The following is a 12,387-nucleotide window of genomic DNA, read 5'->3' as shown; positions in this document are numbered from 1 at the left end:
CATCGACCCTAACCGCCGCGAATTGCGGCAGCTGCAGGACTTCATGAAGATTTGCAATGCCGCCGGGCGTTTTTGCAAATTGCCTTTCAGCACGTAACCTGAATCTTGAGAACCACAGCGCGGCGAATTACTCCGCCGCGCGCGCCGGCACCAGAATTTCGCGCTGGCCGCTGCCGCTCATGGCACTGACCAGGCCGGCCTTTTCCATGTCCTCGACGAGGCGCGCGGCGCGGTTGTAGCCGATCTTCAGGTGGCGCTGCACCAGCGAGATGCTGGCCTTGCGGTTCTTGAGCACGACTTCGACCGCCTGGTCGTACATCGGGTCTTTCTCGCCGTCGCCACCGCCCAGCAGGTCGCCATCGCCGTCGCCATCGACCGTGCCGCCTTCGAGCACGCCCTCGATGTAGTCGGGCTCGCCCTGGCTCTTGAGGTAGGCCACCACGCGGTGCACTTCCTCGTCGCTGACGAAGGCCCCGTGCACGCGAATGGGCAGGCCGGTGCCGCTGGGCATGTAGAGCATGTCGCCCATGCCCAGCAGCGCTTCGGCGCCCATCTGGTCGAGGATGGTGCGGCTGTCGATCTTGCTCGACACCTGGAAGGCGATGCGGGTCGGGATGTTGGCCTTGATGAGGCCGGTGATCACGTCGACACTCGGGCGCTGGGTGGCAAGAATGAGGTGGATGCCGGCGGCGCGCGCCTTCTGCGCGAGGCGGGCGATCAGCTCTTCGATCTTCTTGCCCACCACCATCATCAGGTCGGCCAGCTCGTCGATGACCACGACGATGTGCGGTTCGCGCCGCAGCGGCTCCGGATCGTCCGGCGTGAGGCTGAAGGGGTTGTAGATGAACTCCTCGCGCGCCTTGGCTTCGTCGATCTTGGTGTTGTAGCCGGCCAGGTTGCGCACGCCGAGCTTGCTCATGAGCTTGTAGCGGCGCTCCATCTCGGCCACGCACCAGTTCAGGCCGTGCGCCGCCTGGCGCATGTCGGTGACCACGGGCGCCAGCAGGTGCGGGATGCCTTCGTAGACCGACATTTCGAGCATCTTCGGGTCGATCATGAGCAGGCGGACGTCGCGTGCCTCGGCCTTGTAGAGCAGCGACAGGATCATCGCGTTGATACCCACCGACTTGCCCGAGCCGGTGGTACCGGCCACCAGCACGTGCGGCATCTTCGCGAGGTCGGCCACCACCGGGTTGCCGATGATGTCCTTGCCGAGGCCCATGGTGAGCATCGACTTGCCTTCGTTGTAGATCTGCGAGCCCAGGATTTCGCTGAGCTTGATCGACTGGCGCTTGGCGTTCGGCAGCTCGAGCGCCATGTAGTTCTTGCCCGGGATCGTCTCGACCACGCGGATCGACACCAGCGAGAGCGAGCGTGCGAGGTCCTTGGCAAGACCGAGGATCTGCGAGCCCTTGACGCCCGTGGCGGGCTCGATTTCATAGCGCGTGATGACGGGGCCGGGCGAAGCGAGCACCACGCGCACCTCGACGCCGAAGTCCTTGAGCTTCTTCTCGATCATGCGCGAGGTCATCTCGAGCGTGTCGGCCGACACTGTTTCCTGGCGCGCCTGCGCGGCGTCGAGCAGGTCGACCTGCGGCAGCTTGCTGTCGGGCAACTCCTTGAAGAGCGGCTTCTGGCGCTCCTTGACGACACGGTCGCTCCTGGGCACTTCGGTCATCGCGGGCTCGATCTGCACCGGCGGCGATGGCGGGCGGCGCTTGGGGCGCGGCTCGATATGGATTTCGTCCTCGTCGTCGAAGGCGCCACCTGACGACGAAACCAGCGAGGGCTCCGCCCTGGCCGCGTCGTCGCGCGTGAACGCAGGTTCGTCGGCTTCGGCACGCTCGCGGGCGGCCTGCTTGCCCATGGCGATGTCGGCGGCCATTTCACGCTTCTCGCGACGCGACTCGAACAGCGAGTAGGCACGCGCGCCGATGCGCTCGGCGATCAGGCTCCAGGAGAAACGGAACACCAGCGCCGAGCCGATCACGCCGCCGGCGATGGCCACCAGCGCCGATCCAGTGAAGCCCATCCAGCGCACGCTGGCCGGCCCCACGAGATAGCCCAGCGCGCCGCCGCCCGAACCCGGCAGATGCGCCTCGAGCCGGTACAGGCGCGACCATTCGAGCATGGTGCTTGCGCACAGCAGCAGGACGAGGCCGAACCAGAAGGCAAGACGGCTGCGATTGAAGCGCCCACGCGGCGCCGGTTGCTCGCCGGATGCAGGCTCGCCGCCGCGCAGCCAGTTGGCCAGCGATGAGAGCCATGCGCGCAGTCCGGCGAAAAGGCACCACCACACGGAATAACCGGCGAGGTAATAACTGCCATCGGCCAGCCAGGCGCCGATGCGGCCGCCCCAGTTCTTGATTTCGCCCCCTGTGCCCGAGGTCGACCAGGCGGCATCGGAAGGCGTGAAGCTCAGCATCGCGAGCAGCCAGAACAACAGCGCCGCGAAGCCTGCGATCAGCGTGATTTCGTGGGCGAAGCGCATGGCGCGCATGCGCACGGGTTGCCCCTCGGCAGCAGAAGAAGATTGAAGCGTATTGAGCGAATAGGTCATGAAAAACACGGCGCCCGGCCCAAAAAATCGGGGGCCGGAAGCACGAACACTACAACAAAAGGCCGGGGCCGCCGGCAACGGCGGGCCCGGCCCTGGAGCTTCAAGCCAACGACAGGAGCCGTTCCTTGACGATCATCGACCCGTCATCCAGGGTTTGCACGAAACCTCGCTCTTCGAGGTCCTTCATCACACGGCTCACCATTTCACGTGAAGCGCCCACCATCTTGGCCAGGTCCTGGCGGGAAATCTTGTCGCGCACCTTGAGATTGCCGACGCCGTCCTCGACGGCGAACTCGAGCAGCGAGCGCGCCACGCGGCCGTAGACGTCCATCAGCGCCAGCGACTCGATCTTGCGGTCGGCATGCCGCAGGCGCTGCACCAGGCCACGCATGATGTTGTAGGCCATCGAGGAGTTCTCGGGCAGGCAGCGCGCGAAGGCGTCGCGGCCCAGCATGAGCACGTCGCACTGGATTTCGGTGCGCACCGTGGCCGAGTGCGGCTCGTCGTCGATGAGGCTCATCTCGCCCAGGTAGTCGCCGGGGTGCAGCGTGGCAAGGATGACCTCGCGCCCGCGGCTGTCGGCGCTGGTGACGCGCGCGCGGCCGGTCAGGATGATGTAGAGCGCATCGGACTTCTTGCCCTGCTCCACCACGACCTCCGCGCGCTTGAAGCGCTTCTTGATGATCGCGTCCGCAATGCTGGCGGACTGCGTGGCCGTCAGCGACGCGAACAGCGGAACGCGCCGAAGCAATTCGAGGTTGGACAGCATCGACATTTATCAATCCCTGAGACAGCGCGCGGAGCAGTCCGAAGAGCAAGCCGATGGATTACTACAATCGCGCGCATTGAAAACACCGTTTACCCGGTGTTGAACCGGGCAGTGATACTCCATATATATCGCTACCACCCTGAAAATGTACACGCTGAAGCAGCGTATATCTTAGGTTTTCTACTCATGTCCGCTCCTCGACACGCCAAGGTTTTGATTCTCGGCTCCGGCCCGGCCGGCTATACCGCAGCCGTCTACGCAGCCCGCGCAAACCTTCAGCCCCTGCTCATCACCGGCATCGCCCAGGGTGGGCAATTGATGACCACCACCGAGGTCGACAACTGGCCGGCCGACGTCCACGGCGTGCAGGGCCCCGACCTGATGCAGCGCTTCCTGGAGCACGCCGAGCGCTTCAAGACGCAGATCGTTTTCGACCACATCAACAAGGTCGACCTGGGCAAGCGCCCCTTCACCCTCACCGGCGACAGCGGCACCTACACCTGCGACTCGCTGATCATTGCCACGGGTGCTTCCGCGAAGTACCTGGGCATCGATTCCGAACAGCAGTTCATGGGCCGCGGCGTCTCCGCCTGCGCGACCTGCGACGGCTTCTTCTACCGCGAGCAGGAGGTCTGCGTGATCGGCGGCGGCAACACTGCTGTCGAAGAGGCGCTCTACCTCGCCAATATCGCGAACAAGGTGACGCTGGTGCATCGCCGCGACAAGTTCCGCGCCGAACCCATCCTGATCGACAAGCTCAACGAGAAGGTCGCCGAAGGCAAGATCGTGCTGAAGCTGCACAACGAACTCGACCAGGTGCTCGGCGACAACTCGGGCGTGACGGGCATCCGGATCAAGAACACACAGACTGGAGCCACCGAGCAGATCGACCTCAAGGGCTGCTTCATTGCCATCGGGCACCATCCCAACACCGACATCTTCCAGGGCCAGTTGGAGATGAAGGACAACTACATCCTGACCCGCTCGGGCCTGCAGGGCTTCGCCACGATGACCAGCATTCCAGGCGTCTTTGCCGCCGGCGACGTGCAGGACAACGTGTACCGCCAGGCCATCACGAGCGCCGGCACCGGCTGCATGGCGGCACTCGACGCCCAGCGATTCCTGGAGCAGGACGGCACGCTGTAACCGGTGCGGGCCCCAAAAGGGCTATAATCCAAGGCTTTGCCGAAACAGGGCCCTCTCACGAGGATTCCTGGCATACAGGCAAAGCCGGGGTACCGCCACCCGTTTTCTGGCGAGGTCAAGCTGCAAAACACCTGCAATCGCCACGATTGCGCCGGTGCCAGCTGTTCAAGAAAGAGTGTCCACATGGCACGCGTATGCGACGTAACGGGCAAAGGCCCGATGGTCGGAAACAACGTTTCCCACGCCAACAACAAAACCAAGCGCCGGTTCCTGCCGAACCTGCAATACCGCCGTTTCTGGGTCGAGACTGAAAACCGCTGGGTTCGCCTGCGCGTTTCGAGCGCTGCACTGCGCCTGATCGACAAGAACGGTATCGACGCCGTGCTCGCAGACCTGCGCGCACGCGGCCAAGCTTAAGGAGCTGAAACATGGCAACGAGCAAAGGCGGACGCGAAAAGATCAAGCTGGAATCCACCGCGGGTACCGGCCACTTCTACACGACCAGCAAGAACAAGAAGACGATGCCTGAAAAGATGTCGATCATGAAGTTCGACCCAAAGGCGCGCAAGCACGTCGAATACAAGGAAATCAAGCTGAAGTAATTCGGCTCTCGGCTTTCCCAAACAAAAAACCCGCTGCTTACCCAGCGGGTTTTTTGTTGCCTGCAGTTTTCGCTCTCGCCCTCCCCTCATCGGAAAAGCGGGGCATGCCGCAAGAAACGACAGGCGTAAAAAAGCCGGCGATCAAGCCGGCCTTTTTTTGACTGACGTGGCTCGCGCGTCAGGCGCGTGCAGCGCGCAGGCGGGTCGAGAAGTCGCGCAGGCCGGCAATGCCGCTGGCTTCCGCCCGGTGGCACCAGGCCGCCAGATCGGCCGCCAGCTGCTCGCGCGACTGGGAGGTGTTCAGCCACAGCTGGCGCAACTCTTCGCGCATCGTGGCCATCTTATCGAGCACGGGGTGGGCGGCGCGGGCCTGTACCACATGCGAACGGGCCGCGGCAGGCACCTTGTCGTCGTCGCGGTGCAGCCAGCGCTTGGCAGCCTTGAGCACCGATAGGTCGGCGCCCTTGGTCTTCAGCGCGTCCAGCTCCTGGCTGGTGGCACGGCGCATTTCGCGCGCATAGCCAGCCATGACTTCATAGCGATTGGCGATGACGGCCTCGAGCGTCTTCTCGTTGGCCACGGGCTGGATGTCGCCCATCAGCATCTTCGGTGGCACCTTCTTGACCTTGGCCCAGCCGAGCTTCTGGAACACCTGGATGTAGATCCAGCCGATGTCGAACTCGTACTTCTTGACCGAGAACTTGGCCGAGGTCGGATAGGTGTGATGGTTGTTGTGCAGCTCTTCGCCGCCGATGATCAGGCCCCAGGGCATGATGTTGCGGCTGGCGTCCGGCGCCTCGAAGTTGCGATAGCCCCAGTAGTGGCCGATGCCGTTGATGACGCCGGCGGCGGTGATGGGGATCCAGAGCATCTGCACGGCCCACACGGCCATGCCGAGCGTACCGAACAGCGCCAGGTTGATCACGAGCATCAAGCCCACGCCCTGCCAGCTGTAGCGCGTATACAGGTTGCGCTCGATCCAGTCATCGGGCGTGCCGTGGCCGTAGCGCTCCATCGTTTCCTTGTTCTTCGACTCGGCGCGATACAGCTCGGCGCCGCGCCAGAGCACTTCGTCGATGCCCTTGACCTGCGGGCTGTGCGGGTCGTCGACGGTTTCGCACTTGGCGTGGTGCTTGCGGTGGATGGCAACCCATTCCTTCGTCACCATGCCGGTGCCGAGCCACAGCCAGAAGCGGAAGAAATGCGACGGGATCGGGCCCAGATCCATGGCCCGGTGCGTCTGCGTGCGGTGCAGGAAGATCGTGACCGCGGCAATCGTGATGTGCGTGGTGACAAGCGTGTACAGCACGACTTGCCACCATGCGAGGTCCCACAGGCCGTGTCCGAGCCATTGGATAGCCGCATTCAGGACGGCCGAGTCAGGAAGCAACATTGAGTCAGGTACTCCATGGCCACACGAAGGTGCAGCCTTTAGATAACCCGCGATTTTAAAGCGGCAGGCCTAAAGCAAAGCCTTTAAACCTTCAAGAAAAGCGCAGATTAACCCTAGTTTGGAGTTCCGCCTCTATTTCCGGTTCCACGCCGCGGCGAAGAAACCGTCGGTCGAATGACGGTGCGGCCACAGCCGCAGGTAGCGGCGGCCGCCCTCCCCGCCAGCGCACAGCGCCTCGAAGCCCTCGACTTTGAGGCCCTGCAACAACTCCGCCGCATCCACGGGCACGAAATCGGGGTTGGCGGCGCCGAAGGCCTCCGCAATCGCCTCGTTTTCCTCCGGCAGCACGCTGCACGTGGCATAAACCAGACGGCCGCCCGATTTCACGAGTCGCGCCGCGCTTTGCAGGATTGCCGTCTGCTTGATCGTCAATTCCTCGACCGATTTGAGCGACTGGCGCCATTTCAGGTCAGGATTGCGCCGCAGCGTGCCCAGCCCCGAACAGGGCGCGTCGACCAGCACGCGGTCGATCTTGCCCGCCAGGCGCTTGATGCGGTCGTCGCGCTCGTGCGCGATCGCGGCCGGATGGACGTTCGAGAGCTTGCTGCGCGCCAGCCGCGGCTTGAGCGCGTCGAGCCGGTGCGCCGAGGTGTCGAAGGCATACAGCCGGCCGGTGTTGCGCATCGTCGCGCCGATGGCCAGCGTCTTGCCGCCGGCACCGGCGCAAAAATCGACCACCATCTCGCCGCGCTTGGCATCCAGCAGCAGCGCCAGCAGTTGGGAGCCTTCGTCCTGCACCTCGATGGCGCCACGGGCAAAGGCGTCCAGCTTGGTCAGTGCCGGCTTGCCCTCGATGCGCAGGCCCCAGGGCGAGAACGGGGTCGCTTCCGATTTGATAGCAGCCTTCGCAAGCTCCGCCTTCACATCCGCGCGCTTGTCGGTCAGCGCATTGACGCGCAGATCGAGCGGTGCGGGCTGCTGCAGGGCTTCGACCAGCGGCCAGAAACCGTCGCCCAGCTGCGCCTTGAGCGGCGCCACCAGCCACTCGGGCAGGTTGTGGCGATGGCGTTCCAGCAGGTCGTCCGGCTTGACGGCGTCGCAGTTGTCGAGCCAGCGCTTTTCGGTGTCGTTGAGCGCACTCTTCAGAAAATCGCGCGGGCCGTGAAAGCCCAGGATCGCCATGCGGCGCTCCTTCGAGCCGCTGCCCGAGGGCGAGAGGTGATCGAACAGCAGCTTCTTGCGAAGCACGGTGTAGACGGTTTCGGCAAGCGTCGCGCGCTCGCGCGGGCCGAACTCGCGGTGGTCGCGGAAGAACCGCGAAACGACCTGGTCGGCCGGGTGATCGAATTTCAGGACAAGGCCGACCAGATCGGCGGTGGCCTCCAACAGGGCTTTGGGGTGCATCCCCCGATTGTCTCAGCCGCCGCCCCGTCCAGTCCGAAGGGCTATGCGCCGCGCATCCAGACGGCCCCGAAGGCCTCCCGCTCGACGTCTTCCAGCTTGGGCGAATGGCCAGCCCACAGCACCAGCGCGACGCCCGGCAGCGTGAGGGTCTGCTCCAGCTGGCGGCACAGGCTCCAGCGGTCTTCGTCGTCGAGCCCCGGTAGCTCGACGAACACGATGTAGGCACGGCGCCACGGGAATTCGTGCAGGTTCTTGCGCACCAGCCAGGCCCGCGAAGCAGGCAGGCAGCGCACCAGGTCGGCCCGCAGTTCGCCCAGCTCGAAATCGTTCAGGTCGTGCCGCGAGATCTGGCTGAAGACCGGCGTGCCGGTGATCTCTTCCCAGGCACGCGTCTCGGCCTCTTCCGCCTCCTTGAGACGGCCGCGCCACAGCTTCAGCGCCTCTTCGTCGTGCGGCCCCGCGTCGGGATCTTCGAGCGAGGCCACGGCGCTCTTGGCCGCCCACCAGCGGCTGGCGGCGCCGGAGCCGTGCAGCCGTTCGAGCACGGCAAGACGCGCTTCGCGATCGCTCGCGGGCAGCATCTGGGCCAGCCCGCGCAGCGCGCCGGGATGCTCCGGCGCGATCTGCAGGGCGCTCTCGTAGCGCACGCGCACGGGGGCAGCGGGATCTAGCCGTCGTTCGGAATCGGCCCACTCGACCATCTCGTCGGGCGTGTTGCGCTCGCCACGCGCGGCCAGCACGGTGATGCGCTCGCGGATGCGCGACCGGTGTGCATGGTGCTGCTTCCAGTCGGAGGCGTGGGCGCGGCGCCATTGCTGGTCGAAATGCTCGATCCATTGCTTTTCGTCGGCCAACAGCTCGAGTGCCGGGCGCATCGACCATTCGGGCATGACCGCCTTCTGGTCGAGCGCCTCCAGGCGATCCCGCAAGACGGGGTGGGTGTCTTCGAGGTCGCTGACGCGGCGCATCGCCTCGCGCAGCGCCTGACGGGCGAAGTCCTCGCCGGGCGGCGTGTGCACGCGCTTGCGCAGGGCCTCGAACGGGCCCGGCGGCTGCGGCTCGTGCTCGGCGCGGGCCCAATGCCCGGGCCAGAACTCGTTGGCGTACCAGTTGCCCTTGATCGCGATCTCGGTCAGCGCAGCCGCCGCCACGGAAGCGCCCAGCAGCCGGCCCGAGATGCGGTCGGCCTCGTACTCGTCCTGGCGGGCCAGCGCGAAGGTCTTGGCCGCGAAGCGTGGGAAGTACCAGCGGAAGAAGGCCTGCGAAAACAGCGCCATCACGCCTTCGTTGCGCTGCAGGTCGGCATCGAGCTTGAGCCACGACAGGCGGGTGCGGTAGATCCAGGCGCTCAACTTGCCGTGGTTGCCGCGCAGATGGCCGTACTCGTGCGCCAGCACCGACAGCAGCCGCCGCCGGTCGAGCATCATCATCAGCGGCAGGCCGATGCTCAGCGAGTTGACGGCACCGCCGAACAGCCCGAAGCGCGGCACCTGCCGGATGCTGGCATTGAATTCGTCATCGAGATAGACGTGGTGGACCGGCGGCCCCTTGATCTTGCCGCGGATGCGGTCCAGCGCCTCGAAGAGCGCCGGCGCGTCGGCCCTGCGGAGTTCCACGCCCTCGGGCTCGTCGAAGCGCACCCAGAGCGCACGCAGCGTGGCCCACAGCAGCCCCAGGGCGAACAGCAGCAGCCAGCCCCGCGTGAAATTGAAGCGCGCTTCCCCGATCGAGGAAACCACCCAGACAATGATGCCCACCGAAAGCCCGAGACAGCCCAGCACCCACAGGTAGCCGAGCGCGGCAAAGGCCGCGACGCTGCGTCGATAGCGCGCACCATCGTCCGCGCTGGCGTGCTCGCTCAGTCGAACCAGGTGAACAAAATCAGCGCGATCCATCCGACTCCCGTCAAATCAAGCCCCGACAGTTTTTGAAGAAAGAAGCCCCGTTGAACGACGAAGACCTCCCGCCCCTGATCGAAACAACCCCCGGCCGCTACCGCCACTACAAGGGCGGCGAATACGAGGTGATCGGCACCGTGCGCCACAGCGAGACGCTGGAGCCGATGACGCTGTATCGCGCCCTGTACGGCGCCCATGGCCTCTGGGTCCGGCCGGCCGCCATGTTCGGCGAAACCATCGAGATCGACGGTACGCCCCGGCAAAGATTCACCCCGATCTAGCCAAGCGGGCGTGCATGCCCGACTTGCCTGAATGAACTGCTACATTTTTCGCAGCAATTCCGGGTTCCATCAACCGCAGCGGACGTCCGTCACGCGGCTGCGGGCGTCGACGTCGAGGTTGAGTCGACCGCCATTGAGTTCTGTCGTGGCCGCGTCGCCGGGCTTCAGCACGCGCACCGTGCCGGCGGCTGCGCGCACGCGAGCGGCGGCTTCGAGCTGGGGCGTCAGCGGCTGGCCCACGGCAAAGCGGGCGCCATCGGCGTTGCACTGGTAGACCGGTTCAGGCGGCGGCGCGGCAGGTGCCGGGGCGGGCGCGGGCGCCGGAGCGGCACAGGCCGCCATCAGGGCGGCGCTGGCAACAGCCAGCAGCAACGATTGGGTTTTCACTTTCTAAGCTCCCGAAAACCCGCGAATATAAACAACTTTACCGATTGTGACTCGATGTATCTGCCAGCCACGCAGCAATGGCACGCGGATACAACAGATGTTCCTGGCCCAGCACCCGCCCGGCCAGGGTGACTGCCGTGTCGTCGGGCAACACGGGCACGACGGCCTGGGCCAGGATCGGTCCGTGGTCGAGCTCGGTGGTCACCTGATGGACCGTCACGCCCGCCACCTTGCAGCCCGCCTCGATGGCGCGCTGGTGCGTATGAAGTCCCGGGAACGCCGGCAGCAGCGAGGGATGGATGTTCACCAGCCGGCCGGCGTAGCGTTCGACGAAGCCCGGCGTCAGGATGCGCATGAACCCCGCCAGCACCACCAGGGCCGGCGCGTAGCCGTCGACCGCCGTCGCCAGCGCTGTGTCGAAGGCTTCGCGGGTGGCGAAATCCTTGTGCGGGATGACTGCGGTATCGATGCCGTGCGCCTTGGCGATTGCCAGCCCGCCGGCCTCGGCCTTGTTGCTCACCACGGCGGCGATGCGTGCGCCAAAGCGCTCGGCCCAGCGGTCGCGCTCGGCGGCGCGCACGATGGCCGCCATGTTGGAGCCGCCGCCGGAGATCAGGATCACGATGTTCTTCATGGGAAGGCGGGATTATCTGTGCCCACGCTTGTCGCGGCGCGGACACCGTTTCACAGCACGACCGTGCTAAAACTCACGGTTCCGGAGACACACCGCGTCTGCGGTGAACCGATCAACACAGCGAGGCACGCATGGATTTGAGCTTCACACCCGAAGAACAGAAGTTCCGCGAAGAAGTTCGCGCCTGGGTCAAAGAGAACCTTCCCCAAGAGATTTCGCACAAGGTGCACAACGCGCTCGAGCTGACGCGCGACGATCTGCAAGGCTGGGCCAAGATCCTCGGCAAGAAGGGCTGGCTCGGCTACGGCTGGCCGAAGGAATTCGGCGGCCCAGGCTGGACCGCCGTGCAGCGCCACCTGTTCGAGGAAGAAACCGCGCTGGCCGGCGCGCCGCGCATCATCCCCTTCGGCCCCGTGATGGTGGCGCCAGTGATCATGGCCTTCGGCAATGCCGAGCAGCAGAAGCGCTTTCTTCCCGGCATCGCCAGCGGCGAAGTCTGGTGGAGCCAGGGCTACAGCGAACCGGGTTCGGGCTCCGACCTCGCGTCCGTGAAGACCAAGGCCGAACGCAAGGGCGACAAGTACATCGTCAATGGCCAGAAGACCTGGACCACGCTCGGCCAGCACGGCGACTGGATGTTCAACCTCGTGCGCACCAGCAACGAAGGCAAGCCGCAAACCGGCATCAGCTTCCTGCTGCTCGACATGAAGTCGCCCGGCGTGACCGTGCGCCCCATCAAGCTGCTCGACGGCGGCCATGAGGTGAACGAGGTGTTCTTCGACAACGTCGAAGTGCCCGCCGAGAACCTGATCGGCGAGGAGAACAAGGGCTGGACCTACGCCAAGCACCTGCTCTCGCACGAACGCACCAACATCGCCGACGTGAACCGCGCCAAGCGCGAACTCGAGCGCCTCAAGCGCATCGCGAAGAGCGAAGGCGTCTACGAAGACCAGCGCTTCCGCGACGAGATCGCCAAGCTCGAGGTCGACATCGTCGCCCTGGAGATGATGGTGCTGCGCGTGCTGTCGGCCGCCACCTCGGGCAAGAACTCGCTCGACGTCGCGGGCCTGCTCAAGATCCGCGGCAGCGAGATCCAGCAGCGCTACAGCGAACTGATGATGCTGGCCGGCGGCCCGTATTCGCTGCCGCTGATCCGCGAGGCGATGGAAGCCGGCTGGCAGGGCAACTTCCCGGGCGGCAACCCGGCGCTCGCGCCGCTGACGTCGACCTTCTTCAACATGCGCAAGACCACCATCTACGGTGGCTCGAACGAAGTGCAACGCAACATCGTCGCGCAGACGGTTCTGGGCTGA

Annotated in this window: 12 protein-coding genes; 5 read left to right on the top strand and 7 right to left on the bottom strand. The window is 65.1% G+C overall.

Going from position 1 to position 12,387, the window contains the following annotated elements:
• Nucleotides 1-127: 127 nt before the first annotated feature.
• On the bottom strand, nt 128-2,560 hold the full coding sequence (locus tag ASD05_RS01020; RefSeq protein ID WP_056586401.1) for a DNA translocase FtsK: 2,433 nt from the start codon (nt 2,558-2,560) through the stop codon (nt 128-130).
• Nucleotides 2,561-2,660: 100 nt separating this feature from the next.
• Nucleotides 2,661-3,335 carry a Crp/Fnr family transcriptional regulator gene (locus ASD05_RS01015; RefSeq protein ID WP_056586398.1) on the bottom strand — a complete coding sequence of 225 codons (675 nt, stop codon included), beginning with the start codon at nt 3,333-3,335 and terminating at the stop codon, nt 2,661-2,663.
• A 180-nt stretch (nt 3,336-3,515) separates the two neighbouring features.
• Between ASD05_RS01015 and trxB the strand changes: the two genes are divergently transcribed.
• The 3 genes from trxB (at nt 3,516) to rpmG (ending at nt 5,077) form a co-directional block, all read left to right on the top strand.
• Complete coding sequence (gene trxB / locus ASD05_RS01010; protein ID WP_056586396.1) at nt 3,516-4,475, top strand: thioredoxin-disulfide reductase; 960 nt, start codon at nt 3,516-3,518, stop codon at nt 4,473-4,475.
• A 183-nt stretch (nt 4,476-4,658) separates the two neighbouring features.
• Entirely contained in the window at nt 4,659-4,892 is a 234-nt protein-coding gene (gene rpmB, locus ASD05_RS01005) for a 50S ribosomal protein L28 (RefSeq protein ID WP_007830293.1), read from the top strand.
• Between the two features lie 11 nt (nt 4,893-4,903).
• On the top strand, nt 4,904-5,077 hold the full coding sequence (gene rpmG / locus ASD05_RS01000) for a 50S ribosomal protein L33 (RefSeq protein ID WP_007830291.1): 174 nt from the start codon (nt 4,904-4,906) through the stop codon (nt 5,075-5,077).
• Nucleotides 5,078-5,255: 178 nt separating this feature from the next.
• Here rpmG and ASD05_RS00995 read toward each other — a convergent pair whose 3' ends face one another.
• The 3 genes from ASD05_RS00995 to ASD05_RS00985 form a co-directional block, all read right to left on the bottom strand.
• On the bottom strand, nt 5,256-6,470 hold the full coding sequence (locus ASD05_RS00995; RefSeq protein ID WP_007830285.1) for a fatty acid desaturase: 1,215 nt from the start codon (nt 6,468-6,470) through the stop codon (nt 5,256-5,258).
• Between the two features lie 132 nt (nt 6,471-6,602).
• On the bottom strand, nt 6,603-7,874 hold the full coding sequence (locus tag ASD05_RS00990) for an RsmB/NOP family class I SAM-dependent RNA methyltransferase (protein ID WP_056586393.1): 1,272 nt from the start codon (nt 7,872-7,874) through the stop codon (nt 6,603-6,605).
• 41 nt (nt 7,875-7,915) lie between these two features.
• Nucleotides 7,916-9,769, bottom strand: a complete 1,854-nt coding sequence (locus ASD05_RS00985; protein ID WP_056586389.1) for a M48 family metallopeptidase — start codon at nt 9,767-9,769, stop codon at nt 7,916-7,918.
• A gap of 50 nt (nt 9,770-9,819) precedes the next feature.
• On the opposite strand from ASD05_RS00985, the gene ASD05_RS00980 reads away from it, so the two are divergent.
• Nucleotides 9,820-10,053 carry a DUF1653 domain-containing protein gene (locus tag ASD05_RS00980; RefSeq protein ID WP_056586386.1) on the top strand — a complete coding sequence of 78 codons (234 nt, stop codon included), beginning with the start codon at nt 9,820-9,822 and terminating at the stop codon, nt 10,051-10,053.
• Nucleotides 10,054-10,122: 69 nt separating this feature from the next.
• Here ASD05_RS00980 and ASD05_RS00975 read toward each other — a convergent pair whose 3' ends face one another.
• On the bottom strand, nt 10,123-10,440 hold the full coding sequence (locus ASD05_RS00975) for an I78 family peptidase inhibitor (RefSeq protein ID WP_007830276.1): 318 nt from the start codon (nt 10,438-10,440) through the stop codon (nt 10,123-10,125).
• 37 nt (nt 10,441-10,477) lie between these two features.
• The gene (gene purN / locus ASD05_RS00970; protein ID WP_056586383.1) at nt 10,478-11,074 is read right to left on the bottom strand and encodes a phosphoribosylglycinamide formyltransferase; all 597 of its coding nucleotides are present in this window, start codon (nt 11,072-11,074) and stop codon (nt 10,478-10,480) included.
• Nucleotides 11,075-11,205: 131 nt separating this feature from the next.
• On the opposite strand from purN, the gene ASD05_RS00965 reads away from it, so the two are divergent.
• Nucleotides 11,206-12,387, top strand: coding sequence for an acyl-CoA dehydrogenase family protein (locus ASD05_RS00965; RefSeq protein ID WP_056586379.1), 1,182 nt, complete (start codon nt 11,206-11,208; stop codon nt 12,385-12,387).

The sequence above is a fragment of the Variovorax sp. Root434 genome (genome assembly GCF_001426595.1).
GTDB lineage: Bacteria > Pseudomonadota > Gammaproteobacteria > Burkholderiales > Burkholderiaceae_C > Variovorax.
The sequence above is the reverse complement of the archived record's forward strand: the minus strand, read 5'-3'. Positions and strand labels throughout refer to the sequence as shown.

What these genes read in the sequence shown, in the direction of transcription:
- ASD05_RS01020 (WP_056586401.1), bottom strand. Translation starts at nt 2,560, where the DNA reads ATGACCTATTCGCTCAATACGCTTCAATCTTCTTCTGCTGCCGAGGGG.
- ASD05_RS01015 (WP_056586398.1), bottom strand. Translation starts at nt 3,335, where the DNA reads ATGTCGATGCTGTCCAACCTCGAATTGCTTCGGCGCGTTCCGCTGTTC.
- trxB (WP_056586396.1), top strand. Translation starts at nt 3,516, where the DNA reads ATGTCCGCTCCTCGACACGCCAAGGTTTTGATTCTCGGCTCCGGCCCG.
- rpmB (WP_007830293.1), top strand. Translation starts at nt 4,659, where the DNA reads ATGGCACGCGTATGCGACGTAACGGGCAAAGGCCCGATGGTCGGAAAC.
- rpmG (WP_007830291.1), top strand. Translation starts at nt 4,904, where the DNA reads ATGGCAACGAGCAAAGGCGGACGCGAAAAGATCAAGCTGGAATCCACC.
- ASD05_RS00995 (WP_007830285.1), bottom strand. Translation starts at nt 6,470, where the DNA reads ATGTTGCTTCCTGACTCGGCCGTCCTGAATGCGGCTATCCAATGGCTC.
- ASD05_RS00990 (WP_056586393.1), bottom strand. Translation starts at nt 7,874, where the DNA reads ATGCACCCCAAAGCCCTGTTGGAGGCCACCGCCGATCTGGTCGGCCTT.
- ASD05_RS00985 (WP_056586389.1), bottom strand. Translation starts at nt 9,769, where the DNA reads ATGGATCGCGCTGATTTTGTTCACCTGGTTCGACTGAGCGAGCACGCC.
- purN (WP_056586383.1), bottom strand. Translation starts at nt 11,074, where the DNA reads ATGAAGAACATCGTGATCCTGATCTCCGGCGGCGGCTCCAACATGGCG.
- ASD05_RS00965 (WP_056586379.1), top strand. Translation starts at nt 11,206, where the DNA reads ATGGATTTGAGCTTCACACCCGAAGAACAGAAGTTCCGCGAAGAAGTT.